Annotated in this window: 22 protein-coding genes; 6 read left to right on the top strand and 16 right to left on the bottom strand. The window is 70.4% G+C overall.

The genetic code is table 11. The features are described 5' to 3' along the window. Nucleotides 1–165: 165 nt before the first annotated feature. The 9 genes from gatB to ABZ904_RS11950 form a co-directional block, all read right to left on the bottom strand. Nucleotides 166–1,680, bottom strand: a complete 1,515-nt coding sequence (gene gatB, locus ABZ904_RS11990; RefSeq protein WP_359394985.1) for an Asp-tRNA(Asn)/Glu-tRNA(Gln) amidotransferase subunit GatB — start codon at nt 1,678–1,680, stop codon at nt 166–168. A gap of 15 nt (nt 1,681–1,695) precedes the next feature. Beyond that, complete coding sequence (locus ABZ904_RS11985; RefSeq protein WP_359394987.1) at nt 1,696–1,938, bottom strand: hypothetical protein; 243 nt, start codon at nt 1,936–1,938, stop codon at nt 1,696–1,698. After that, nucleotides 1,935–3,437, bottom strand: a complete 1,503-nt coding sequence (gene gatA / locus ABZ904_RS11980; protein WP_359394990.1) for an Asp-tRNA(Asn)/Glu-tRNA(Gln) amidotransferase subunit GatA — start codon at nt 3,435–3,437, stop codon at nt 1,935–1,937. The genes ABZ904_RS11985 and gatA overlap by 4 nt, the downstream gene beginning before the upstream one ends. Before the next feature lie 6 nt (nt 3,438–3,443). Further along, nucleotides 3,444–3,740, bottom strand: coding sequence for an Asp-tRNA(Asn)/Glu-tRNA(Gln) amidotransferase subunit GatC (gene gatC / locus ABZ904_RS11975; RefSeq protein ID WP_359394993.1), 297 nt, complete (start codon nt 3,738–3,740; stop codon nt 3,444–3,446). Between the two features lie 625 nt (nt 3,741–4,365). Further along, a complete protein-coding gene (locus ABZ904_RS11970; RefSeq protein ID WP_361822772.1) occupies nt 4,366–6,693 on the bottom strand; it encodes a bifunctional diguanylate cyclase/phosphodiesterase in 2,328 nt (775 codons plus the stop codon). A gap of 227 nt (nt 6,694–6,920) precedes the next feature. Continuing rightward, nucleotides 6,921–9,116: an NAD-dependent DNA ligase LigA gene (gene ligA, locus ABZ904_RS11965; RefSeq protein ID WP_361822769.1), complete on the bottom strand. Its 2,196-nt coding sequence runs from the start codon at nt 9,114–9,116 to the stop codon at nt 6,921–6,923. A 15-nt stretch (nt 9,117–9,131) separates the two neighbouring features. Further along, nucleotides 9,132–10,139, bottom strand: coding sequence for a methionine synthase (locus tag ABZ904_RS11960; RefSeq protein WP_361822767.1), 1,008 nt, complete (start codon nt 10,137–10,139; stop codon nt 9,132–9,134). 178 nt (nt 10,140–10,317) lie between these two features. Next, nucleotides 10,318–11,007 (bottom strand): SDR family oxidoreductase, encoded by a 690-nt coding sequence (locus ABZ904_RS11955; RefSeq protein WP_361822765.1) that lies wholly within the window; start codon nt 11,005–11,007, stop codon nt 10,318–10,320. 24 nt (nt 11,008–11,031) lie between these two features. Beyond that, nucleotides 11,032–11,571, bottom strand: coding sequence for a TIGR00730 family Rossman fold protein (locus ABZ904_RS11950; protein ID WP_360997783.1), 540 nt, complete (start codon nt 11,569–11,571; stop codon nt 11,032–11,034). Between the two features lie 50 nt (nt 11,572–11,621). Between ABZ904_RS11950 and ABZ904_RS11945 the strand changes: the two genes are divergently transcribed. Together ABZ904_RS11945 and ABZ904_RS11940 are read left to right on the top strand one after the other, a co-directional pair. Next, nucleotides 11,622–11,945, top strand: coding sequence for a DUF427 domain-containing protein (locus ABZ904_RS11945; protein ID WP_359395009.1), 324 nt, complete (start codon nt 11,622–11,624; stop codon nt 11,943–11,945). Between the two features lie 56 nt (nt 11,946–12,001). Further along, nucleotides 12,002–12,781 carry an alpha/beta hydrolase gene (locus ABZ904_RS11940; RefSeq protein ID WP_359395011.1) on the top strand — a complete coding sequence of 260 codons (780 nt, stop codon included), beginning with the start codon at nt 12,002–12,004 and terminating at the stop codon, nt 12,779–12,781. A gap of 10 nt (nt 12,782–12,791) precedes the next feature. On the opposite strand, the gene mnmA is transcribed toward ABZ904_RS11940, so the two are convergent. Then, nucleotides 12,792–13,916 carry a tRNA 2-thiouridine(34) synthase MnmA gene (mnmA, locus tag ABZ904_RS11935; RefSeq protein ID WP_359395013.1) on the bottom strand — a complete coding sequence of 375 codons (1,125 nt, stop codon included), beginning with the start codon at nt 13,914–13,916 and terminating at the stop codon, nt 12,792–12,794. 61 nt (nt 13,917–13,977) lie between these two features. Between mnmA and ABZ904_RS11930 the strand changes: the two genes are divergently transcribed. Next, nucleotides 13,978–14,643 (top strand): N-acetylmuramoyl-L-alanine amidase, encoded by a 666-nt coding sequence (locus ABZ904_RS11930; protein ID WP_361822761.1) that lies wholly within the window; start codon nt 13,978–13,980, stop codon nt 14,641–14,643. A gap of 49 nt (nt 14,644–14,692) precedes the next feature. Here the strand turns inward: ABZ904_RS11930 and ABZ904_RS11925 are convergent, their stop codons facing one another. The 3 genes from ABZ904_RS11925 to ABZ904_RS11915 all read right to left on the bottom strand — a co-directional run bounded on the left by ABZ904_RS11925 (nt 14,693) and on the right by ABZ904_RS11915 (nt 16,525). Further along, nucleotides 14,693–15,856, bottom strand: a complete 1,164-nt coding sequence (locus ABZ904_RS11925; protein WP_361822760.1) for a cysteine desulfurase family protein — start codon at nt 15,854–15,856, stop codon at nt 14,693–14,695. A gap of 160 nt (nt 15,857–16,016) precedes the next feature. Beyond that, nucleotides 16,017–16,229 carry a DUF4190 domain-containing protein gene (locus ABZ904_RS11920; protein WP_359395119.1) on the bottom strand — a complete coding sequence of 71 codons (213 nt, stop codon included), beginning with the start codon at nt 16,227–16,229 and terminating at the stop codon, nt 16,017–16,019. A gap of 128 nt (nt 16,230–16,357) precedes the next feature. Then, entirely contained in the window at nt 16,358–16,525 is a 168-nt protein-coding gene (locus ABZ904_RS11915; RefSeq protein ID WP_359395019.1) for a hypothetical protein, read from the bottom strand. A gap of 134 nt (nt 16,526–16,659) precedes the next feature. Between ABZ904_RS11915 and ABZ904_RS11910 the strand changes: the two genes are divergently transcribed. After that, nucleotides 16,660–17,286 (top strand): TetR family transcriptional regulator, encoded by a 627-nt coding sequence (locus ABZ904_RS11910; protein ID WP_359395022.1) that lies wholly within the window; start codon nt 16,660–16,662, stop codon nt 17,284–17,286. A gap of 259 nt (nt 17,287–17,545) precedes the next feature. On the opposite strand, the gene ABZ904_RS11905 is transcribed toward ABZ904_RS11910, so the two are convergent. Together ABZ904_RS11905 and ABZ904_RS11900 are read right to left on the bottom strand one after the other, a co-directional pair. Next, nucleotides 17,546–18,406 (bottom strand): thioesterase family protein, encoded by an 861-nt coding sequence (locus ABZ904_RS11905; protein ID WP_361822757.1) that lies wholly within the window; start codon nt 18,404–18,406, stop codon nt 17,546–17,548. 78 nt (nt 18,407–18,484) lie between these two features. Further along, complete coding sequence (locus ABZ904_RS11900; protein WP_361822755.1) at nt 18,485–20,104, bottom strand: IS200/IS605 family accessory protein TnpB-related protein; 1,620 nt, start codon at nt 20,102–20,104, stop codon at nt 18,485–18,487. 313 nt (nt 20,105–20,417) lie between these two features. Between ABZ904_RS11900 and ABZ904_RS11895 the strand changes: the two genes are divergently transcribed. After that, the gene (locus ABZ904_RS11895) at nt 20,418–21,644 is read left to right on the top strand and encodes an alpha/beta hydrolase-fold protein (RefSeq protein ID WP_361822752.1); all 1,227 of its coding nucleotides are present in this window, start codon (nt 20,418–20,420) and stop codon (nt 21,642–21,644) included. On the opposite strand, the gene ABZ904_RS11890 is transcribed toward ABZ904_RS11895, so the two are convergent. Next, nucleotides 21,553–22,209 (bottom strand): trimeric intracellular cation channel family protein, encoded by a 657-nt coding sequence (locus tag ABZ904_RS11890; RefSeq protein ID WP_359395122.1) that lies wholly within the window; start codon nt 22,207–22,209, stop codon nt 21,553–21,555. The genes ABZ904_RS11895 and ABZ904_RS11890 overlap by 92 nt on opposite strands. A gap of 365 nt (nt 22,210–22,574) precedes the next feature. Between ABZ904_RS11890 and ABZ904_RS11885 the strand changes: the two genes are divergently transcribed. Beyond that, nucleotides 22,575–23,096 carry a hypothetical protein gene (locus tag ABZ904_RS11885; protein WP_359395028.1) on the top strand — a complete coding sequence of 174 codons (522 nt, stop codon included), beginning with the start codon at nt 22,575–22,577 and terminating at the stop codon, nt 23,094–23,096. Nucleotides 23,097–23,122 lie beyond the last annotated feature (26 nt).

Here is a 23,122-nt window from a genome sequence, read left to right as displayed (position 1 = left end):
CCGGTTTCGTGGGTTTAGTCACATGAGTGCGACCCAATTCACAGGAACAAACTCTTCCATTCTGTTGCTACATAAGGTTTTGCTAAACGGCTCATTTCGCTGAACAGCACAAGGGCGGCCCATCTCCCGATGGACCGCCCCTGACAATTGTTCCGCGGCTGTTTCTCAGCCCTCGCTGACACCCAGCTTCTCGAGGATCAGCTCCTTGACGCGAGCGGCGTCGGCCTGGCCACGGGTGGCCTTCATCACCGCGCCGACCAGCGCACCGGCCGCGGCCACCTTGCCGCCGCGGATCTTGTCCGCGATGGCCGGGTTGCCGGCGATGGCCTCCTCGACGGCGGTGGTCAGGGCGCCCTCGTCGGAGACGACCTTCAGACCGCGCTTGTCGACGACCTCGTCCGGCGTGCCCTCGCCCGCGAGGACGCCCTCGATGACCTGGCGGGCCAGCTTGTCGTTGAGGTCACCGGAGGAGACGAGCTTGGTGACGCGGGCCACCTGCTCCGGTGTGATGGACAGCTCGTCCAGGCCCTTGCCCGACTCGTTGGCGTGCCGGGCGAGCTCGCCCATCCACCACTTGCGGGCGGAGGCCGAGTCGGCGCCCGCCTCGATGGTGGCGACGATCGGGTCCAGCGCACCCGCGTTCAGGATCGCCTGCATGTCGGTGGCGGAGATCCCCCACTCCTCGAGCAGCCGGGTGCGGCGCACCAGGGGCAGCTCCGGCAGCGCGGCGCGCAGCTCCTCCACCCACGCGCGCGGAGGTGCGACGGGCACCAGATCCGGCTCGGGGAAATAGCGGTAGTCCTCGGCCTCTTCCTTGGTGCGGCCCGAGGTCGTCGAACCGGTGTCCTCGTGGAAGTGGCGGGTCTCCTGGATCACCGTGCCGCCACTGTTGAGGACGGCGGCGTGGCGCTGGATCTCGAAGCGGGCCGCGCGCTCCACGGACCGCAGCGAGTTGACGTTCTTCGTCTCCGAGCGGGTGCCGAACTTGTCGGCGCCCTTGGGCATCAGCGACAGGTTCACGTCGCAGCGCATCTGGCCCATCTCCATACGGGCCTCGGACACGCCGAGCGCCCGGATGAGTTCGCGCAGCTCGCGGACGTACGCCTTCGCCACCTCGGGGGCGCGCTCGCCCGCGCCGACGATCGGCTTGGTGACGATCTCGATCAGCGGGATGCCGGCCCGGTTGTAGTCCAGCAGGGAGTGGGACGCGCCGTGGATGCGGCCGGTGGCACCGCCGACGTGCGTCGACTTGCCGGTGTCCTCCTCCATGTGGGCGCGCTCGATCTCCACGCGGAAGGTCTCGCCGTCCTCCAGCTGCACGTCGAGGTAGCCGTTGAAGGCGATGGGCTCGTCGTACTGGGAGGTCTGGAAGTTCTTCGGCATGTCCGGATAGAAGTAGTTCTTCCGGGCGAAGCGGCACCACTCGGCGATCTCGCAGTTCAGCGCGAGACCGATCCGGATCGCGGACTCCACGCCGATCGTGTTGACGACGGGGAGCGCGCCGGGCAGGCCGAGGCAGGTGGGGCAGGTCTGCGAGTTCGGCTCGGCGCCGAGCGCCGTGGAGCAGCCGCAGAACATCTTGGTCTTGGTGCCGAGTTCGACATGGACCTCGAGGCCCATGACGGGGTCGTACGACGCCAGCGCGTCCTCGTACGACACCAGGTCGATCGTGGTGGTCACGGTGAAACTTCCCTCTCAGCCCAGCAGGACGTCGTCGTCGCCCAGCCGCTTCAGCTCGCGGTAGAGGATCGCGAGGCCGGTGACGATGGCGGCGGCGGACACGGCCGCGTCGATCAGGCGCAGCGTGTCGTGCTCGAGGCGGGCCTTCTTGGCCTGCTTCGCGACACCGAACGCGCCGAACGCGGTGGTGGCCATGGACAGGTACATACCGGACTTGGACTTCTTGAAGCCCTTGGCCTTGGACAGTGCCTTACTCACAGCGACGGAGCCTCCTCGAGAAGCGGGTGCCCCCACTTTTCCACGAAGGCGGCCTCGACGGCGGCGCCGACCTTGTAGAGGCGTTCGTCCTTCATCGCCGGGGCGATGATCTGCAGGCCCACCGGGAGGTTGTCCTCCGGCGCGAGCCCGCAGGGCAGCGACATGGCCGCGTTGCCCGCCAGGTTGGTCGGGATGGTGCACAGGTCGGCCAGGTACATCGCCATCGGGTCGTCGGCGCGCTCGCCGATCGCGAAGGCGGTCGTCGGGGTCGTCGGGGAGACGATCACGTCGACCTGCTCGAAAGCCTTCTCGAAGTCCCGGGTGATGAGCGTGCGGACCTTCTGGGCGGAGCCGTAGTACGCGTCGTAGTAGCCGCTCGACAGGGCGTACGTGCCGAGCATGACGCGGCGCTTCACCTCGGCGCCGAAGCCCGCCTCACGGGTGAGGGAGGTGACGTCCTCGGCGGAGCGCGTGCCGTCGTCGCCGGTCCGCAGGCCGTAGCGCAGGCCGTCGAAGCGGGCGAGGTTGGACGAGCACTCGGACGGCGCGATCAGGTAGTACGCCGACAGCGCGAGGTCGAAGGACGGGCAGTCCAGCTCGACGATCTCGGCGCCCAGCTCCTTCAGCAACTCGACGGACTCGTCGAACCGCTGGATGACACCGGCCTGGTAGCCCTCGCCGCGGAACTGCTTGACGACGCCGACGCGCATGCCGGCGACGCTGCCGTTGCGGGCGGCCTCGACCACCGGCGGGACGGGCGCGTCGATCGACGTGGAGTCGAGCGGGTCGTGCCCGGCGATCACCTCGTGCAGCAGCGCCGCGTCCAGGACCGTACGGGCGCAGGGCCCGCCCTGGTCGAGGGAGCTGGAGAAGGCGACCATGCCGTAACGGGACACCCCGCCGTAGGTCGGCTTGACGCCGACCGTGCCGGTGACGGAGGCCGGCTGGCGGATGGAGCCGCCGGTGTCCGTGCCGATGGCGAGCGGGGCCTGGAAGGAGGCGAGCGCGGCGCTCGACCCGCCGCCGGAGCCACCGGGGATACGCGTGAGGTCCCAGGGGTTGCCGGTGGGCCCGTAGGCGCTGTTCTCCGTCGACGACCCCATGGCGAACTCGTCCATGTTGGTCTTGCCGAGGATGACGACGTCGGCGTCCTTGAGGCGCTTGGTGAGCGTCGCGTCGTACGGCGGGATCCAGCCCTCGAGGATCTTGGACCCCACGGTGGTGGGCACGCCCTTGGTGGTGAAGATGTCCTTGAGCGCGAGCGGCACACCCGCGAGCGGGCCGAGCTTCTCACCGCGCTCCCGCTTCTCGTCGACGGCGCGGGCCTGCGCCAGCGCGCCCTCGCGGTCGACGTGCAGGAAGGCGTGCACCTTCTCGTCCACGGCGTCGATACGGGCCAGGTGGGCCTCGGTGACCTCTACGGCGGTGAGCTCACCGGAGGCGATCTTCTCGGCGGTCTCGGCGGCCGTGAGCCGGATGATGCTGTTCTTGTCCGTCATGACGGGCTACTCCTCCCCCAGGATCTGCGGCACCTTGAAACGCTGCTGTTCCTGGGCCGGGGCACCGGACAGCGCCTGCTCGGGGGTGAGCGACGGACGGACCTCGTCCGCTCGCATGACATTGGTCAGCGGCAGCGGGTGGGAGGTCGGCGGTACGTCTTGGTCGGCGACCTCGGCGACGCGGGCGACCGCGCCGATGATGTCGCCGAGCTGGCCTGCGAAGTGGTCGAGCTCTTCGGGCTTCAGCTCCAGACGCGCCAGCCGGGCGAGGTGGGCGACCTCCTCGCGCGTGATGCCAGGCATGCAGCGATCCTCTGGGGTGAGTGTGTGTGGTTTGGGCCCAATCCTATGGCGCCGGCCCCGATGCCCGCGCATGGGTTTGCCCGGGCCCGACGCCCCACGGCCGGGCGAGTGGACGTACGGGCCGGTGAACCCTCGGGCACACGGCCGCCAGCCGGGGTGACGGTGCGGGCGTGTGGGCCTGTGGGGCGGGGGGACGGTGCGAGGTAATGGGCCTGTGGACAGGGTGAGCGGGCGGGCTTGCGGGCCTGTGGGCGGGGTGAGCGGGCGGGCTTGTGTTCGGGGGCCGTTCGGTACGTCGGGCCGCGACGGACGCACCATGTGCCCGCAGGCACGGGGACAGACGGCCTCACGGTCGTACAGACACACAGACAGACGGCACCTCGTGCCCGCAGGCACGCAGACAGACGGCCAAACCCACGCGCGGGCCCACAGACGGACGGCACCACGTGCCCGCAGGCCCACAGACAGACGGCCCCCTACGAGCACACACGGCCCACAGACAGACGGCCCTACGAGCACACACGGCTCACAGACAGATGGACGACGGGCGCACAAGCCCAGAGGCCTACGGGCAGCGGACGGCGAGCGGGCGCTCGAACCCACGGACCGACGAGCGACTCGTGGGCTACTCGTCTGTCGCCGCCGCAGGCAGTGCCGCGCGGGGGCGGCGCCAGCCCTGGGGCCCCCGGGCGCGCAGCCAGGCCGTGGTCTCCTCGGCGGGCATCGCGGCGGCGACCAGCCAGCCCTGCACCGCGTCGCAGCCCAGGTCCCGCAGCCGCTCCCAGGTCTTGTCGTCCTCGACACCCTCCGCGACGACGAGCAGGCCCAGCGAGTGCGCGAGGTCCACCGTGCAGCGCACGATCTCCGCGTCCTCCGCGTCCACCGCCAGCCGCACCACGAACGACCGGTCGATCTTCAGCTCACTCACCGGCAGCCGCCGCAGATGCACGAGCGAGGAGTACCCGGTGCCGAAGTCGTCCAGCGACATCTTCACCCCGTGCCCGGAGAGCGCCGCCAGTGTGTCCGCGGCCCGCTGGGGGTCCTCCAGGAGCACATGCTCCGTGATCTCCAGCTGCAGCGCCCCGGCGGGCACCCCGTGCCGCGCCAGCCGGGCGGCCACCGACCCGGCGAAGCCCGGGGTGTGGACGTCCCGCGGCGACACGTTCACCGCCACCGGCACCCGCAGACCCTGCCTGCGCCACCGCGCCACCTGGCCGAGCGCCGTCTCCAGGACGTACTCGGTCAGGTGGGGCATCAGCCCGGAGGACTCCGCGATCGCTATGAACTCGTCCGGCGGCACGTTCCCGCGCTCGGGATGCACCCACCGTACGAGCGCCTCCAGGCCGGCGACCTGCCCGTCGAAGCGGACCTTCGGCTGGTAGTGCAGCGCCACCTCGTGTGCGTCCAGCGCACGCCGCAGATCGCCGAGCAGTCCGAGCCGGTCCGGGGTGTTCGAGTCCCGCTTGGACTCGTACACCTCCACTCCCGTGCGGTCCCGCTTCGCCTGGTACATCGCGACGTCGGCCCGGCGCAGCAGGCCCTCCGCGTCCACTGCGTGGTCGGGGAAGACGGCGACCCCGGCGCTGGCCTCCAGGACGAGCGTGAGCCCGTCCAGATCGAGCGGCGAGCCGAGCGCCGCGACGAGATTGCGGGCCGTCCTCGACGCCGACGTCGTGGAGTCCGCGACCGGGAGCAGCACCGCGAACTCGTCGCCTCCGAGCCGCGCGGCCTCCGCCCCGCGCGGCAGTGCGAGCCGCAGCCGCTCCGCTATCTGCAGGAGCAGCCGGTCGCCCGCGAGATGGCCGAGTGTGTCGTTCACCGACCGGAAACGGTCGAGGTCTATCAGCATCAGAGCGGCCCGTGCCCCGGTCCGCTCGGCGTCGTCCAGTGCCGTCCAGGTGCGTTCCAGCAGCCACTGCCGGTTCGGCAGCCCGGTCAGCGGGTCGCGCAACTGCTCCTCGGCCCGGGCGCGGGCTATCCACAGCGTGGAGTCGAGGGCGATGAGCGGGATGGAGAACAGGGGCAGCAGGAGCGGCTGCGCGACGGCCACCACGCAGACCAGCGGTGCGATGCCGATCAGGGCGACCGCGACGAGTCCATGCCTGACCAGCGCGGAACGGGCGACAGTGGGCACCCCGTCGGCGCCCGGGGCGCCCAGGTACCACAGCAGCAGCCGGGTCACCGCCAGATAGGCGGTGGCGACCAGGACGACCTCGGGTGCGGTGTAGACGGTCCAGCTCTGCGGGTCCCAGGGCGATTCGACGGTCGGGACGCTGCCGAAGAGCGCCAGGACGAGCGCCGCGGCACCGATGCCGAGGATGTCGACCGCGCCGTGCAGGACGCCCTGCCGCCAGTGGCCGAGCCGGGCCGCGCCGACCAGGACGACCACGATGAGGCTGACCATCCCTGCCGGTACCCAGCCGTACAGCAGCAGCACGGCGAGAGTCAGGGCGGCGCCCGAGCCCGTGCCACCCCACCAGCGCACCCGGCCGAGTGCGACCAGATGACCGACGATGACGCCGGTGAGCACGGCCAGGGACCAGCCGACGGTGCCGGAGGGGAACAGTGCGTGGTGTTCGCCGAACGCCCGGACGAAGCCGGCCCCGAGGACGAACGCGGCGGCCGTCACGACCGCCATGGGCAACACAGGCCGGGGCGTGTGCCGCTCGCCGTCCCGGCCGGGCAGTACGAGCGCCCGCCAGACCGCGAGCGGACCGGCTGCGGCGGGCGCCACTATGGCGGGCAGGCCCGGCGCACCATTTGGAGGGACTCCGGCGCCGAAGGAAGCTCCCGGTGCGGAAGCCGCTCCGGGCAGCAACCCCGGCATGGCGCCGTGCACCTCCACGCGCACACGGTCCGACGGCCGTGCTGTCCGGCGGCACAATCGCCAGGCGCCGGATATTCGGCGCAGCGGTAGCCGTGAGTCCGGGGCGGCGCTCTCGGTCGGTTCCATTCCCGTCCCTCTCACAGCCGGCAGTGCCCACGCCACACGGCCCGCTGCCCGACGAACCGTCAACGCCACCGCGTCTGAATACCCGCCACGCGACCGGGCACGGCAGGCGCACATCTCAACAGTAGGCCGCAGAAGCCTTCCACGGGCAGCGGTCGTCGACGGTTGCCCGAATGCGCCCCGCCCACCCGTATGCATCTGATATGCGCGGAACGGGTGGCCTTCAACCGCTACTCCCCGGTCGGAAGCGCGACTTCCGCGGCCGCTTCCGGCCCTTGCTCCAACAGGACGGAGAAACCGTCCTCATTGAGAACAGGGACCTTCAACTGCATGGCCTTGTCGTACTTCGATCCAGGATTCTCGCCCACGACCACGAAAGACGTCTTCTTGGAAACCGAACCGGTCACTTTCGCGCCCCGGCTCTGCAGCGCGTCCTTGGCGCCGTCGCGGGTGAAGCGTTCGAGGGTGCCGGTGACGACGACCGTGAGACCTTCCAGCGGGCGCGGCCCCTCGTCCTCCGCGGAGCCCTCCTCCTCCAGTCGGACGCCCGCCGCTTTCCACTTCCGGATGATTTCGCGGTGCCAGTCCTCGGTGAACCACTGCTTCAGCGAGGCGGCGATGATCGGGCCCACGCCGTCCGTGCTCGCCAGCTCCGCCTCGGTGGCCTGCTCGATGCGGTCGATGGAGCGGAATTCACGGGCGAGTGCCTGTGCCGCCACCGGCCCGACGTGCCGGATGGAAAGACCGTTGATGAAACGGGCGAGCGGGCGGCTCTTGGCCTCCTCGATGTTCTGGAGGAGAGCCAGGGTGTTCTTCTTCGGTTCGCCCTTCTGATTGGCGAAGACCGTGACGATCTTCTCCCGGCCCGTCTTGGGGTCGCGTTTTGGCAGGCCGCTGTCCGGGTCGAGGACGTACGCCGTGATGGGCAGCAGCCTCTCCACGGTCAGGTCGAAGAGGTCGCCCTCGTCCGCGAGCGGCGGATCGGCCGGCTCCAGCGGGCGGGTGAGCGCCGCCGCCGCCACATCGCCGAAGTGCTCGATGTCGAGGCACTCCCGGCCGGCCAGGTAGGAGACGCGCTCCCTCAACTGCGCCGGGCAGGTCCGGCCGTTGGGGCAGCGCAGGTCGATGTCGCCTTCCTTCATGGCCCGCAGGGGCGTGCCGCACTCCGGGCACTCGGCCGGCATCACGAACCCGCGCTCGGTGCCGTCCCGCAGGTCCACGACCGGTCCGAGGATCTCCGGGATCACGTCGCCGGCCTTGCGGAGCACCACGGTGTCGCCGATCAGGACGCCCTTGGCCTTGACCACCTCCTGGTTGTGCAGGGTGGCGAACTCGACCTCGGAACCGGCCACCGTGACCGGCTCGACCTGCGCGTACGGTGTGACGCGACCGGTGCGCCCGACACCCACCTTGATGTCGATGAGCTTGGTGTTGACCTCTTCCGGGGCGTACTTGTAGGCGATCGCCCAACGCGGCGCACGCGCCGTGGAACCGAGACGTCCCTGGAGGCGGATCTCGTCGAGTTTGACCACGACACCGTCGATCTCGTGCTCCACCGAGTGGCGGTTCTCCCCGAAGTACGCGATGAACTCGCGTACGCCGTCGAGGTCGTCGACCACTTTGTTGTACTTCGCGGTGGGCAGTCCCCAGGTGTGCAGCATGTCGTAGGCCTCGGACAGCCGGGCGAGGCCGCCCTCGAAGCCCTCCAGAGCGCCGATGCCGTGGACCACCATGTGCAGGGGGCGGCCGGCGGTGATGCGCGGGTCCTTCTGGCGCAGGGAACCCGCCGCCGCGTTGCGGGGGTTGGCGAAGGGCTTGTCGCCACCTTCCACCAGGCGGGCGTTCAGCTCCAGGAACTTCTCCATCGGGAAGTAGACCTCGCCCCGGATCTCCACGAGATCGGGTACACGGTCGCCCTTGAGGCGGTCCGGAATCTCCGCGATCGTACGGACATTGGGGGTGATGTCCTCGCCCGTGCGGCCGTCGCCCCGGGTTGCCGCGCGCGTGAGGCGGCCGTTCTCATAGGTCAGGTTGACCGCGAGGCCGTCGACCTTCAGCTCGCACAGGAAGTGGTACGCGGAGGTGCCGACCTCCTTGGCGACGCGGTCGGCCCAGGCGGCGAGTTCCTCGTCGTCGAACGCGTTGTCGAGGGAGAGCATGCGCTCGCGGTGCTCGACGGCCGTGAACTCCGTCTCGTAGGCCCCCGACACCTTCTGAGTCGGCGAGTCGGGTGTGCGCAGCTCCGGATACTCCTCCTCCAGCGCCTCCAGAGAGCGCAGGAGCCGGTCGAACTCCGCGTCGCTGACGACGGGAGCGTCCTTCACGTAGTACCGGAAGCGGTGCTCCTCGATCTGCTCAGCGAGCTGCGCATGCTGCTCCCGCGCCTCGGAGGGTACCGTCGTCTCCGCTTGCTTGTCGCCGGCCACCGTGTTGTCCTCCCGTTACTCAGGGTTGTCCGCGAGGGATCTCGCCGCCCGGACGCAGTGGGCCAGTGCCCTGCGGGCGTAGTCCGGGGAGGCGCCCGCGAGGCCGCAGGTCGGCGTGAGGGTGACCGCCTCCGCGAGAAGCCCCGGATGCAGCCCCAGCCTGCGCCACAGCGTCCTGACACCCATGACGCTACCGGCAGGGTCTGACAACGGGCCGTCCGTCCCCGGGACGATCCCGGCGAAGAGCCGGGTACCGGCCTCCACCGCCTCACCGATCACGTCGTCGTCACGCTCGGTGAGCAGTGAGAAGTCGAAGGAGACCGCTGCCGCGCCCGCCCTGCGCAGGAGGGCGAACGGGACGTCCGGCGCGCAGGAGTGGACCACGACCGGGCCGTCCGTGTGCACCCCGGCGACGTCCCGCAGCGTGGCCTCGACGATCTGCCGGTCCACGGCCCGGTGGGTCCGGTAGCCGCTGGCGGTCTTCACCTGGCCGCGCAGGACCGCGGTCAGCGACGGCTCGTCGAGTTGGAGCACGAGCCGGGCGCCCGGCACCCGCCGCCGGACCTCCTCGAGGTGGAGGCGCAGGCCCTCGGCGAGGGAACCGGCGAGATCGCGGCAGGCGCCGGCGTCGGAGAGCGACGCCTCACCGTTCTTCAGCTCCAGGGCGGCGGCGAGGGTCCAGGGGCCTGCCGCCTGTACCTTCAGCGGCCCCTCGTAGCCCTGCGTGAACTCCTCCAGGGCGTCGAGGTCCTCACCGAGCCAGGAGCGGGCCCGCCTGGTGTCCCGGCCCGGCCGGTCACCGAACCGCCAGCCGCTGGGCTCCACGCGCGCGTACAGGTCCACGAGCATCCCGGCACTGCGCCCGATCATGTCCGCGCCGGGTCCACGGGTGGGCAGTTCGGCGAGGAACGGGAAGTCCTCGAAGCTTCCCGTGACGGTCTTGGCGGCCTCCCGCGCGTCCTGTCCGGGCATGGATCCCACCCCGGTGGCGCCACCGAACCTGAACTGGCTGTTTTCGCTCACCCCGGCAGCGTAGGCCCTCCGCCGGCGAGGCCTGCCCGGGGCCGTCCCCGGGACGGTGCCGGAGGCGGGGACGCCGTCCGGTGGTTCGGCCCGGGAACCCGACGCCATGCCGGGCCGGCCGGGCCTGGTGTCGGATTCCCCCGTACCGCCCCGTCCCGATGGTGCTCCGGTCGCGGTGCTATGCGCCCGGCCGGACCGTCAGGTCGTTGACCTCCGCGTCCCGCGGCAGGTCCAGGCACATCAGGATCGTCGTCGCCACCGAATCGGGGGCGGTCCACTGGGACGGGTCGTACGTCATGCCCTCCTGCTGATGGACCTTGGCCTGCATGGGGCTCGCCGTGCGGCCGGGGTAGACCGAGGTGACCCGGATGCCGTTCCCGTGCTCCTCGTGGCGCAGGGAGTCCGCGAGGGCCTTGAGTCCGTGCTTGGAGGCCGCGTACGCCGACCATTCCGCGTGGGCGTTCAGCCCCGCGCCCGAGTTGACGAAGACGACATGGCCGCGGGACGTGCGCAGCTGGGGCAGGAAGTGGCGGGTCAGCTCGGCGGGGGCGATCAGGTTGACGTTGAGCTGGTGGCGCCAGGACTTCGGGGTCAGCTCGCCCACCCGGCCGAGGTCGACCACCCCCGCGATGTGCAGGAGGGAGTCCACCCGGTCCGGGAGGGTCTGGTGGGAGAACGCCCAGGACAGCCTGTCGGGATCGGACAGGTCGCCGACCAGGGTGCGCGCCCCGGGGAATTCGGCCGCCAGTTCCTTGGCCCGCCCGGCGTCCCGCGCGTGCAGCACGAGGTCGTCCCCGCGCGCGTGCAGGCGGTGCGCCACGGCCGCACCGATGCCGGAGCCAGCTCCGGTGATCACATGAGTTGCCATGTCCGCCATGCTCGCACCACGGTACTAGCGAACGCCGAGCGACTCCTCGAGATAGGCCAGCGCCCCCACCGGCTCCTCGGCGAAGAACACCAGGTCGGTGAGCGGCCGCGGCAGGAACCCCTCGTCGTCCATGCGGCGGAACTGCTCCTTCAGACCGTCGTAGAAGCCGGCCGTGTTCAGCAGGACCACCGGCTTGTCGGTGTGCCTGTGCTTCTTCAGCTCCAGGATCTCCGTCGCCTCGTCGAGCGTCCCGGTCCCACCGACCATGATCACGATCGCGTCGGCCTTCTCCAGCAGCAGCCTCTTGCGCTCCGCGAGATCCTTCGCGATCACCATCTCGTCGGCTCCCGCCCGCGCCTTGGCCGCCAGGAACCCGACGGAGACCCCCACCAGTCTGCCGCCCGTCTCCTGCACACCGTCGGCGACGACCTTCATGAGGCCCACGTCGGAGCCGCCCCACACCAAGGTGTGACCGCCCTTGCCGAGCAGTTCGGCGAACTGACGGGCAGGACGGGTGTAGGTGTCGGCGAGGTCGGCGGCCGAGAGAAAGACACAGATGTTCATGCGGCAACCGTAGGCGGGAAGAAGCGGCGGCCCGCAAACGCTTTTCGGATATGACCCAAGGACACACGATCACCATCGAGCAAGCCGACCAGCATGTCCGCGTGGTGCACGACGGACAGGTACTGGCGGAGAGCGACCGGCCCCTCGTGCTGCACGAGACCGGTTCTCCCACGCGCTACTACATCCCGGCCGAGGACGTGCGCCTCGACCTGCTGACGCCCTCGGAGACCCACACCGTCTGCCCCTTCAAGGGGACGGCGTCGTACTGGTCCCTGCCGGGCGCCCCGGACCTCGTCTGGGCGTATCCGGAACCCAAGGAGGACGTCGCCCGGATCAAGGACCACCTCTGCTTCTACGACGTGGAAGTGTCATGACCGAGTAGCAGTGTCGTGAGCGATTAACGCCGTCGCTCTGCGGCAGTCTCACAGACATGGACAAGCAGACGATCTCGCGCGACGGGACCCCCATCGCGTACGAACGCACCGGACAGGGCCCGGCGGTCGTCCTGGTGAGCGGCGCGATGTCCACGGGCGCCACGGTGACGCCCCTGGCCGCGCACCTCTCCGGCCGCTTCAGTGTCATCGTGTACGACCGCCGGGGCCGCGGCGCCAGCGGCGACACCCAGCCGTACGCGGTGGCACGCGAGGTCGAGGACCTCGCCGCGCTCATCGAGGCGGCGGGCGGCGAGGCGGCGCTGTACGGCATCTCGTCGGGCGGCGCGCTGGTGCTGCACGCGGCCGAGAGCGCGCTGCCCGTCCCCCGGGTCGCCCTCTACGAGCCGCCGTACGCCGACTTCGGGGGCGGCGTACGGGAACGTGCCCAGTACACCGCCCGGCTCGGCGAAGCGCTCGGGCAGGGCCGCCCCGGGGACGCGGTGGAGCTGTTCCTCCGGCTCACCGGCCTGGCCCCCGAGGTGATCGCGAGCGCCCGCCAGTCCCCCATGTGGGCCGACATGGAGGCGATCGCGCCGACCCTCGCGTACGACGACGCGGTGATGGACGGTGGGCTGGTGCCCCGGGAGCGGCTGGCCGCGATCGGAGTGCCCGTCCTGGCCGTGGCGGGTGCCGCGAGCCCCGAGTGGATGCGCAGGGCGACCAGGGCGGTGGCGGACGCGGCACAGGAGGGCACGTACCGCGCACTGGAGGACCAGACCCACGTCGTGGACCCCGAGGTGCTGGCGCCGTTGCTCGCGGACTTCTTCGCCGGTTAGCGCCGGGCGGTCACGCCACGGCGGTCGTCGCGCGCGTGGTCGTCGCGATCGTCGCGGAGCCCACCACGCGCGTGCCGTCGTACAGCACGATCGCCTGGCCGGGGGCGACGCCGCGGACCGGCTCGGTGAAGGTCACCCGGAGCTCGCCGTCGACGGGTTCCGCCGTGACCTCGCACTCGCCGCCATGGGCGCGCAGCTGGGCCGTGTAGGTGCCGGGGCCGGTCGGGACGGCACCGCACCAGCGCGGCGTGATCGCCGTCAGCCCGCTCACGTCCAGGGAGGCCGCCGGGCCGACCGTCACCGTGTTGTCCACCGGCGAGATGTCGAGCACGTAGCGCGGCTTGCCGTCGGGCGCCGGGGTGCCGATCCGCAGGCCCTTGCGCTGGCCGATCGTGAAGCCGTAGGCGCCGTCGTGCGTGCCCAGCCTGGTGCCGGACTCGTCGACGATGTCGCCCTCCGTACGGCCGAGACGCCGGGCGAGGAAGCCCTGGGTGTCCCCGTCCGCGATGAAGCAGATGTCGTGCGAGTCGGGCTTCTTGGCGACCGCGAGGCCCCGGCGCTCGGCCTCCTGCCGGATCTCGCCCTTGGTGGTGACCGTGTCCCCGAGCGGGAACATCGCGTGCGCCAGCTGCCTCTCGTCGAGGACCCCGAGGACGTACGACTGGTCCTTCGCCATGTCGGAGGCGCGGTGCAGCTCGCGCGTGCCGTCCTCGAGGGTGACGACCTTGGCGTAGTGGCCCGTGCAGACCGCGTCGAAACCGAGGGCGAGGGCCTTGTCCAGCAGCGCCGCGAACTTGATCTTCTCGTTGCAGCGCAGGCACGGGTTGGGGGTGCGCCCGGCCTCGTACTCGGCGATGAAGTCCTCGACCACGTCCTCGCGGAACCGCTCGGCGAGGTCCCAGACGTAGAAGGGGATGCCGATGACGTCCGCGGCGCGGCGGGCGTCCCGTGAGTCCTCGATGGTGCAGCAGCCGCGCGCGCCCGTACGGAAGGACTGCGGGTTCGCGGACAGCGCGAGGTGGACGCCGGTCACGTCGTGGCCGGCTTCGGCGGCGCGGGCGGCGGCGACTGCGGAGTCGACCCCGCCGGACATGGCGGCGAGGACGCGGAGGGAGCGGCGCGGAGTGTCAGTCATAGCCCTTCAAGAGTACGGGGCGGACGGGAACCGGGGCCCGTGAGTATCCGTTGTCGATCACATGGGGGACGGTGGGGCCACGAACGACGGTGACCGGCGGCTCGGGCGGCGGGCGTTGCTCGTCGGAGGCACGGCGGCCGCCGTGGGCACGGCCGCGCTCGCACGGGACGAGCTAGCGCGCCTGTGGTGGCGGCTGCCCGGCGTGGAGAAGCCACGGCTCCCGGGCGCGGTCGACTTCCGGGGCGCACGGTGGGTGGCGGCCTCGCCGGCGAATCTGCGGCACGCGGACCGCCCCGACGACTACGGCATCGACCGCGTGATCATCCATGTCACCCAGGGCGGCTACCGCAGCGCGGTCAAGGCGTTCCAGGACCCGGAGCACGCTGCCGCGGCGCACTACATCGTGCGTAGGGACGGCCGCATCACACAGATGGTCCGCGAACTGGACGTGGCGTTCCACGCGGGCAACCGGGAGTACAACGAGCGCAGCGTCGGCATCGAGCACGAGGGCTTCGTCGAGCACGCCTCCACGTTCACGGACGCGATGTACGAGGCGTCGGCGCGGCTCGCGGCAGCGATATGCGGGCGGTACGGCATCCCCGTGGACCGCGAGCACATCATCGGGCACGCCCAGGTGCCGGGTACGGACCACACGGACCCGGGCCCGTACTGGAACTGGGGCCGGTACGTGGGCCTCGTACGGCGGGCGGCCCGGACCCGGGCATGACGACCGCCCGCATGGGCGCCGACGGCCGGGCGGCGAGAGCGGCCGTCGGTCAGGTCAGCCCCGCGCTGCGAGCACGCTCCACCGCGGGGCCGATGGCCTTGGCCACCGCCTCCACGTCGGCCTCCGTGGACGTGTGGCCCAGGGAGAAGCGGAGGGTGCCGCGGGCGAGGTCCGGATCGGCGCCCGTGGCGAGCAGGACATGGCTCGGCTGGGCCACACCGGCGGTGCAGGCGGAGCCCGTGGAGCACTCGATGCCCTGCGCGTCCAGCAGCAGGAGCAGGGAGTCGCCCTCGCAGCCGGGGAACGTGAAGTGCGCGTTGGCCGGGAGCCGGTTCACCGGATCCCCGCCGAGGACCGCGTCCGGCACGGCCGCACGGACGGCGGCGATCAGATCGTCGCGCAGCGCGCCGATCTCGCGCGCGAACCACTCGCGCTGCTCGGCAGCCAGCCGCCCGGCCACGGCGAAGGAGGCGACGGCCGGTACGTCGAGGGTGCCGGAGCGTACGTGGCGTTCCTGCCCGCCGCCGTGCAGTACCGGGACAGGGCTGTACTGGCGGCCGAGGATCAGTGCGCCGATGCCGTACGGTCCGCCGATCTTGTGGCCGGAGACCGTCATCGCGGCGAGTCCCGATGCCTCGAAGTCGACCGGGACCTGACCGAAGGCCTGCACCGCGTCGGAGTGCAGCGGAACGTCGAACTCCGCCGCCACATCGGCCAGTTCACGGACCGGCAGGACCGTGCCGATCTCGTTGTTGGCCCACATGACGGTGGCGAGGGCCACGTCGTCGGGGTTGCGGGCGATGGCCTCGCGCAGGGTCTCCGGGTGGACGCGGCCGTAGGAGTCGACCGGCAGGTACTCGACCGTGGCGCCCTCGTGTTCGCCGAGCCAGTGGACGGCGTCGAGCACGGCGTGGTGTTCGACGGGGCTGGAGAGGACGCGGGTGCGGGCGGGGTCGGCGTCGCGGCGGGCCCAGTAAAGACCCTTCACCGCGAGGTTGTCGGCCTCGGTACCGCCGGCGGTGAAGACGACCTCGCTGGGGCGGGCGCCCAGCGCCTCGGCGAGGGTCTCGCGGGCCTCTTCCACGGTTCGCCTGGCACGGCGACCCGACGCGTGCAGCGCGGAGGCGTTTCCGGTGATGCCGAGTTGCGCGGTCAGTGCCTCTGCCGCCTCGGGAAGCATCGGGGTGGTCGCGGCGTGGTCGAGGTAAGCCATGGTGGGCCCGATTCTACGGGCCGTCGGTGTACGGCCTCCGCCCAGGCGGGCCCTGGCGGCGGCACCGGCGGTCGGCCCGTCGTCCACGGGCCCGTCAGCGCCCCCCGGTTCACGGCTCACGGCTCACGGCTCACGAGGTGCGTGCGGCTCGCCGCTCGCGTCACAGGTTCCAGGACACCGTGTGGTCCAGCTGGATGAGCGTCACCAGAACCACCAGGTCCGCGACGCCGAGGCCGAGCCCCAGAAGTGCACGGCCCCGGCGGCGGGTGCCGCGCCACATGGCCACGGCCGCCAGGACGATGGCGACGGGACCCAGGAAGACGTTCAGGACGAGGAGGCCGAGCAGGCCCAGGATGAAGGACGCGACGGCCATGCCGTCCGCGTCACGCCCGCCGGTACGGGCCGGCGCGGTGCCGGCCTCGGCTCGTGCGGGTCGTTCGGTTCGTGCGGCGGTCAGTTGCATGCTGCGTCAGCTCCCGGCAGTGGGTTCGGATACGCGGATCAGTGGGCGGATGTCTGCCGCCGGCGCCCGTGCCGCTCGCGGATCGCGAAGATCACGAGCCATACGGCGATCACGGCCGCGACGACAAGGGTGACGGGGAGCGGGGCGTGGGCCACGGTGCCGAGGGCGGCGCCCAGCAGCAGAAGCGCGGCGACGAGGAACAGCATGGGATGAGATCCCCCTCCGAGATGCCTCTCGTTACATTTCGGTGAACGGTTGTGGTAACAGTTGTTCACTGACTTCGAAGTCTAACGCGTCCGACGGCTTTGCAATTCCAGAGAACAGTTGTTAACTGCATGGCATGAGTCACACCCTCGGGATCCGGCAGGCCCAGAAGCAGAAGACACGGCAGGCGCTCCTGGACGCGGCGCTCGTGCTGCTGGAGGAGCAGAGCCTGAGCAGCCTGGGCCTGCGCGAGGTGACCCGCGCGGTCGGCGTCGCCCCGACCGCCTTCTACCGGCACTTCCGCTCGACCGCGGACCTCGGTGTGGAGCTGGTCGAGGAAGCGCTCGGCAGCCTGCACCCGATGATCGAGTCCACGGTCGCCACATCCGGTGACAGCGACGAACGCATCGTCCGCGCCGTCGCCCTGATCGCGCGCCATGTCGACGCGTATCCGGCGCACGTCCGCTTCATCGCACGCGAACGGCACGGCGGCGTCCAGCCCGTGCGGGAGGCGATCCGGCGGCAACTGGCGCGGTTCGCCGAGGAGGTGAAGGTCGCCCTGGCCGAACACTCCGAGTCCGCCGGGTGGAGCGACGCGGACCTGCTGATGCTCGCCGGTCTCTACGTCGACCAGATGCTGATGACGGCCTCTCAGTTCCTCGAGGCGATGGAGGGTCCCGCCGAGGAGCGGGACCGGGTGTCCCGGGTGGCGGTGCAGCGGCTGCGGCTCATCAGCATCGGCCGCCACCACTGGAAGTCATGACCCGACGGGCATCGCGCCCATGACGGCCGTCGACGGCGCACCCGTTCAGCGGGTGCGCCGCCGACGTACCAGCGCGTGAGCCCGTGCGTCCCCACACACAGCCGCCGGGCCGTCGCTCGGACCACCGCAGCCGCCCTGGCCACCGCCAGGACCGCGGGACAGCACCCCCGCGCAGCCCGGGAGGCGCCCCGGCCGGCCCCCTGCCGGCCGAGCCGCGTCGGGGCGCAAGAAGGCGCACCCAGGAAATCCTCGGCGTGGATCAGGCCAGCCTGACCCGTGCCAGCTGCCGGGACTGGGCGACCAGACGGTCCTTGCTGTCCCAGACCTCGGCGTCCTCCTCCAGGAAGCCGCCGGCGAGGTTGCGGGTGGTGATCGAGACACGCAGCGGTCCCGGCGCCGGGCGGGACCGCACGTGCACGGTCAGCTCGACGGTCGGCACCCAGCCGGAGATCCCGAGCTCGAAGGCGGTGGGCGGCAGCGCGTCCACCGCGAGCAGCAGCGAGAGCGGATCCGGGTCGCGGCCGTCGGCCAGCCCGAACCACGCCCTCATCTCGCCCTTGCCGGAGGGCGAGCCGAGGGCCCAGCCCAGCGTGGCGGGGTCGAGCTTGAGCTTCAGCCGCTCCGTGATGGCCGAGCTGCCGGAGACCGGTGCGGGACCGTCCTCGGGGCCGAAGCACTGGGCCATGGGCGGAATGGCGGGCGGCTCGGCGCTCGTCCGGACGTCGTCGGGCAGCGATTCGAGGTCGCCGTAGGAGGCGAGGACGCGGATCCGCTCGACCTCGCGGCCCTCGCCGTCGTACTGGAAGAGGGACGCCTGACCGGTGGAGAGGGTGCGGCCGGTACGAACGGCCTCCGTACGGATCACCGCGGGACCGGGGGTGGACGCGGTGAGGTAGTGCGCGGAGATCGTGAACGGGTCCCGGTGCGGAAGAGCGTCCGCGAGGGCCCGGCCCAGGACGGCCAGCAGATAGCCGCCGTTGACGGCCTTGATGATCGTCCAGCCGGCGGAGAGGTCGGTGTCGTAGACGCCGGGTTCCCGGAGGGTGACGGCGGTGTCGCGGTCGAACTCGCTGTCGCCGATCGTGGCTCGCGCGGCCTGCGCGGTAGCTGCTTCTGGCATACCTGAACGGTACAACAGGAAATTACTAAGCAGTAGCTTTGGTAGTCGCCGTCACATGACGATCGCCTGAAACCGTTCCTAGGGACTGAGCTTGAGTTGCACGGGCTCAGTCGGACGCTCCGAACGGTGTTGGGCGTCCTGGTCTCCCGCGTTCGCGCCGCGTCTGGTCCCAGTGGATCGTGTCCGTGGTCCGGGGATGCGGGGGCGGGTTCCCTCACGCCCTGGGGTGCCGTGTCCGGCCTGGGCGGTCCGATGCCCCACACGATCGCTCTGGTCGTGTGGGGGCGGTGCCGTCCGTCGCCGGATGCGGTGCCCGAGGGCGCGCCTGCCGATCGCGATGCTCGCGGCATCGTGACGGGTGGTTTTCCTGGTCGTGTAGGTAAGGGGCTTTTGCCAGTGCTGGGCGCCCCACCTGCTGGTGTAGGCGGGGTCGACGGCGATGATGGTGATGCCCAGTTCGGCCGCCATGCTGACGAGCCGGGCCCGCAGCTTGGACACGGGCATGCCGGAGATCACCTGCCTGAACCGCTTCCGGCGCCCGTGCTTCTCCCGGGTTTTCTCCGTGCTGAAGTCGAGGTCTTCGATCGCGATCGACAGGCCGTGGCGTTGGGCCCAGTGGAGGAGCCGGATCAGTGCATGCCGTACCTGGGCGTCACGGTGCATCGCGGTGCCGGACAGGTCGTAGAAGAACCGGCGCGGTTGGCCGCATGGGTTGCCGTGCTCGTCCAGCCGCCAGGCAGCGAGGTGGTCGGCGTTCGTGTCCACACCGATCAGACCGCCTGTGCGGGCGTGGGACAGGGGAACGGTCTTGATGGGCGGGATGGTCCAGGAGGCGGTGAGGTACCAGCGGGCGCGGCCTGTGTCGTAGTGGATGCGGTAGGCCACGGACCGGTTCGTGGTGATGCGGTCGGCCCACTCCTCGCCCCGGTGGTGGAAGACCACAGCGCCGGTGAACACATACCGGCCATGCGGGGCGTTGGCCAGGTGGGCGAGCGGAGCAGGCAGCTTGAGCGACACTTCGCCCTCAGGCGTGACGCGGATCGTCTCATTGCCGAACCGCTTGCCCGATTCCCCGTCCGCCTGCACAAACCAGCGCGATGCTTCCCAACGTTGCCGCCACTGCACCTGCGTGAGCTGGGCGGCCTTGAGGTGGTGCCGATTGCGCGCGAGCCGCTTCCCGCCGCGCACCACCCGGACGCGGCCCACAGCGTGCTCGGCCTGCTCGGCATCCAGCCGGTCTTGAAGGACCTGCAGGCGCCGGGACTTGGCGAACCACTCCTTGGCGCTGCGGTAGCCGCCCGGCGCCCGCCTGCTTCCCTTCTCCCCGATCGGCAGGGACAGGCGGTGCGCGATCGTCCGCACGCCCGCCTGAAGGCTTTCGATGTGCGCGAGTTGGGCACGCCGCGCAAGCGCCCACTGATCGTGCGTGGCCTTGGTGATGCTCCCGGCCCAGCGCGACGAAGACTCCTCCGTGAGGGCCCGCTTGCGCCCCGCCCACGTATCAGTGGAGTGCTCCAGGCCATCAGTGCACCGGCGTTTGAGGTCCTTCGAGGCCAGCGAGCCCAGATGCGCGCCCACCAGGCGCAACACCTGCTCGTCGTCGGCCCCCAGGTGCTTTAGGCGGGTGCGGATCGCCACACCGGACGGGCCGAGGGCCACGAAAGGGGCAGCGATCGTGCGCAGCGACCCCTCACGCATCGATGTACCCCCTCCACCACGCTTGAGCAGCAACAGGAAGAACGGTACCGGCCGACACTGACAGTGCCCGTCATGCGACCTGTGCGCGCTGCAACACCACGAACCAGTACATGCTCATGCACACCCACACACGCTCCTGCACATCTGAAAACGAACAGTTCCCAACCCCGCATGGACCCGGCCACCCAGGGGTGTGGTTTTGGCAATTTTTAGGTAAGTGTCCGCACTCGTCCGTGACCGGCACCCCCCGGCTTCCCTCTGAGAAGACGTACAGCCAGTTCCGCCCGTTTCACAGGAAGAGCCGGATACGCCGATGAGCCTGACCGGGACGCCGTTCCTCTTCACGTCGATCGCCCTCGTGGCCGTCGCCATCATCCTGCCGCTTCTCCTGTGGTCCCGGATCCGCGGCCCGGTGGTGCTGCGCCATGCCGCCCGGATGCTGATGCTGCTGTTCGCCCAGGCCACAGCGGTCACCCTGGTCTTTGTACTGGTGAACAACGCCAACAACCTGTACGACAACTGGGGCGATCTGCTCGGCACCGGAAACCATGTGCAGCAGGCCGTCGACCTCGGCAAGGACGGCACCGGAGGCATCCAGATCAAGGCCCTGCCGAAAGTCCGCCAGACCTTCACCCGGGCCGACGGACCCGCCATGCACGCGGCCGGCGGCGTGCGCGTCACCCAGCTCAAGGGCCGGGTGTCCGGCGTCGACGCCGAGGTCTATGTGTGGCTGCCGCCGCAGTACTACGAGCCCGCCTACCGGAACAAGAAGTTCCCCGTCGTCGAGCTGCTCTCGGGCTACCCGGGCTCGGCGAAGGCCTGGTTCGGATCGCTGAAGGTGCACGAGCAGCTGCTGCCGCTGATGCGCAGCGGTCAGGTGGCGCCGTTCATCCTCGTGGCCCCGCGCACCAACCTCATCGCCAAGGTCGACACCGGCTGCGCGAACATCCCGGGCACCGTCAACGCCGACACCTGGCTCAGCATCGACGTGCCCAAGATGGTCACGGACAACTTCCGCGCCCGGTCCGCGCCGAACGGCTGGGCGGCCGCCGGCTACTCGGCCGGTGCGCACTGCGCGACGAAACTCGTGGTGGCACACCCGGACCGCTACCGGGCGGCGATCAGCCTGTCCGGCTACAACGACCCGATCGGCGAGCGCCGCTCGCTCGCCGCCCAGAGCCTCGAGCTGCGCCGCCAGAACAATCCGTACTACCTGCTCAAGGACAACCGCATCCCGCCCCGCGTCTCCCTGTACCTGTCCGGCCAGCTGGGCGACGGCTACCAGGCGGCCGCGGCGCTGCAGCAGATCGCCAAACCGCCGACCACGGTCCGCGCGGTGCTGATCCCGCGCAGCGCGGGCGGCCACAGCATGGCCCTGTGGCGCCCGCAGATCCCGTACGTGTTCACCTGGCTGACCCAGCAGATGACCGGCGGGACCGAGGGCGCGGCTACTCCTCGGCAACCGTGGAGCGCCGGTTCCAGGCGCGCGGCGCTCGCCAGTGGAACCGCATCGCCAGCAGGCGTAGTGCGAAAGCGGTGACCACCGCGAGCCCGGTGGTCAAGGGCGTCAGGGCGTCGTAGCGGATGCACAGCGCGGCCATCGTGGCGCCGACGATCGCGGGCACCGCGTACAGGTCGCGGTCCCAGCGCAGCAGCGAGGGCACCTCGTTGGCGAGGACGTCGCGCAGGACGCCACCGCCCACGGCGGTGGCCAGGCCCAGGGCGGCGGACGAGGTGACGCCGAGCCCGTACTCGTACGCCTTCGTCGTCCCGGCCACGCAGAACAGACCGAGACCGGCCGCGTCGAAGACGTTGACGGCCACCTGGATCCGCTCCACCTGAGGGTGGAGGAAGAAGACCAGCAGGGCGGCGAGCAGCGGGGTCAGGAAGTACCCCCGGTCCGTGAACGCGGCCGGCGGCACGGCCCCGATGATCAGGTCACGGAACAGCCCTCCGCCCAGCGCGGTGACCTCGGCGAGCACCGCGATACCGAAGACGTCGAAGTTCTTGCGGACGGCCAGCAGCGCGCCGGAGATCGCGAAGACGAAGATGCCGACGAGGTCCAGCGTGTGCTGGACCGAGGGGCTGAACAATTGCTGGAGCACCCTTATATTCTTACCCATCGAAGCGGGTGCACCTTGCAAAGCAAGGTATCAGGACGGAAACGCCGACGTTGCAAAGCCGACTCCGCCGCAGGAGTCACTCCCGGCAACCCGGCGAGCCACCCCCGCCGGAAGGCCGTGCCGCTCCGGCGGGCACGCCCATCAGTGCGGGGCCCAAGATCACAATCGGCGCCGCTATTTTTCGAAGAATTTACGGGACTTTTCAATCAGCACTGCCGCAGGCTCAATTCTTCCTCAACCAATCAAGGGGAAGATTGACCGCACCCTGTCAAATTCATAGGCTCGCTCGCGCTTGACCGATTTCCGCAGCAGCGGAGATCCGACCACTCAATATGGGGGACTCTCTCATGCGTAAGAGAGCAAAGCTGGCCGCACTTGTCGTGGCCGGAACCATGCCGGTTCTCGCGGGGGCGGCGCCGGCGTCCGCGGTCGTCACGCCGAAGAGGTCGTGCCCGGTCGATTACGGGGTTCTCATCAAGTCGCACAAGGCCTATCGCCTTCCGGCCAAGGGCGCGTACTTCAAGGACGGTCCTGGCGGCACCATCACGGCCTCCGTCACGCGGGCCACCACCATCACCTACAGCGTGTCCGCCTCGCTCGAGGTGAGCGCGAGCTACCTGTTCGCCTCGGCCAAGGCGTCGGTGAGCGGCAGCATCACGAAGTCCGTGGCCGTCACGACCGGCCACACGTACTCGCACAACATCAACGCCCGCAAGTACGGCAATCTGCAGTACGGCTCCAACGGCTACCAGGTCAGCTGGGAATCGAACCGCACGAACCCGAACTGCACGGTCACGACGCTCGCCTCGGGCACGGCGAAACTACCGGCGAGTTCCGTCGGGTGGCATTACTGGGAGACCAGTTCCTGATCCCCGGATCGACTTCTCGACACGTA

It is taken from the genome of Streptomyces sp. NPDC046900 (assembly GCF_040644975.1).
Taxonomy (GTDB): Bacteria; Actinomycetota; Actinomycetes; order Streptomycetales; family Streptomycetaceae; genus Streptomyces.
Note: the sequence above shows the minus strand (reverse complement) of the source record. Positions and strands in the feature narration are given on the sequence as shown.

Bases quoted from the DNA above. Each gene is read 5' to 3' on its own strand.
- ABZ904_RS11945 (WP_359395009.1), top strand. From the start codon at position 11,622: ATGACCCAAGGACACACGATCACCATCGAGCAAGCCGACCAGCATGTC.
- gatA (WP_359394990.1), bottom strand. From the start codon at position 3,437: ATGACGGACAAGAACAGCATCATCCGGCTCACGGCCGCCGAGACCGCC.
- ABZ904_RS11950 (WP_360997783.1), bottom strand. From the start codon at position 11,571: ATGAACATCTGTGTCTTTCTCTCGGCCGCCGACCTCGCCGACACCTAC.
- ABZ904_RS11970 (WP_361822772.1), bottom strand. From the start codon at position 6,693: ATGGAACCGACCGAGAGCGCCGCCCCGGACTCACGGCTACCGCTGCGC.
- gatC (WP_359394993.1), bottom strand. From the start codon at position 3,740: ATGCCTGGCATCACGCGCGAGGAGGTCGCCCACCTCGCCCGGCTGGCG.
- ABZ904_RS11900 (WP_361822755.1), bottom strand. From the start codon at position 20,104: ATGCGTGAGGGGTCGCTGCGCACGATCGCTGCCCCTTTCGTGGCCCTC.
- ABZ904_RS11920 (WP_359395119.1), bottom strand. From the start codon at position 16,229: ATGGCCGTCGCGTCCTTCATCCTGGGCCTGCTCGGCCTCCTCGTCCTG.
- ABZ904_RS11940 (WP_359395011.1), top strand. From the start codon at position 12,002: ATGGACAAGCAGACGATCTCGCGCGACGGGACCCCCATCGCGTACGAA.
- ABZ904_RS11910 (WP_359395022.1), top strand. From the start codon at position 16,660: ATGAGTCACACCCTCGGGATCCGGCAGGCCCAGAAGCAGAAGACACGG.
- ABZ904_RS11905 (WP_361822757.1), bottom strand. From the start codon at position 18,406: ATGCCAGAAGCAGCTACCGCGCAGGCCGCGCGAGCCACGATCGGCGAC.
- ABZ904_RS11930 (WP_361822761.1), top strand. From the start codon at position 13,978: ATGGGGGACGGTGGGGCCACGAACGACGGTGACCGGCGGCTCGGGCGG.
- mnmA (WP_359395013.1), bottom strand. From the start codon at position 13,916: ATGACTGACACTCCGCGCCGCTCCCTCCGCGTCCTCGCCGCCATGTCC.
- ABZ904_RS11925 (WP_361822760.1), bottom strand. From the start codon at position 15,856: ATGGCTTACCTCGACCACGCCGCGACCACCCCGATGCTTCCCGAGGCG.
- ABZ904_RS11895 (WP_361822752.1), top strand. From the start codon at position 20,418: ATGAGCCTGACCGGGACGCCGTTCCTCTTCACGTCGATCGCCCTCGTG.
- ABZ904_RS11915 (WP_359395019.1), bottom strand. From the start codon at position 16,525: ATGCTGTTCCTCGTCGCCGCGCTTCTGCTGCTGGGCGCCGCCCTCGGC.
- ABZ904_RS11885 (WP_359395028.1), top strand. From the start codon at position 22,575: ATGCGTAAGAGAGCAAAGCTGGCCGCACTTGTCGTGGCCGGAACCATG.
- ABZ904_RS11955 (WP_361822765.1), bottom strand. From the start codon at position 11,007: ATGGCAACTCATGTGATCACCGGAGCTGGCTCCGGCATCGGTGCGGCC.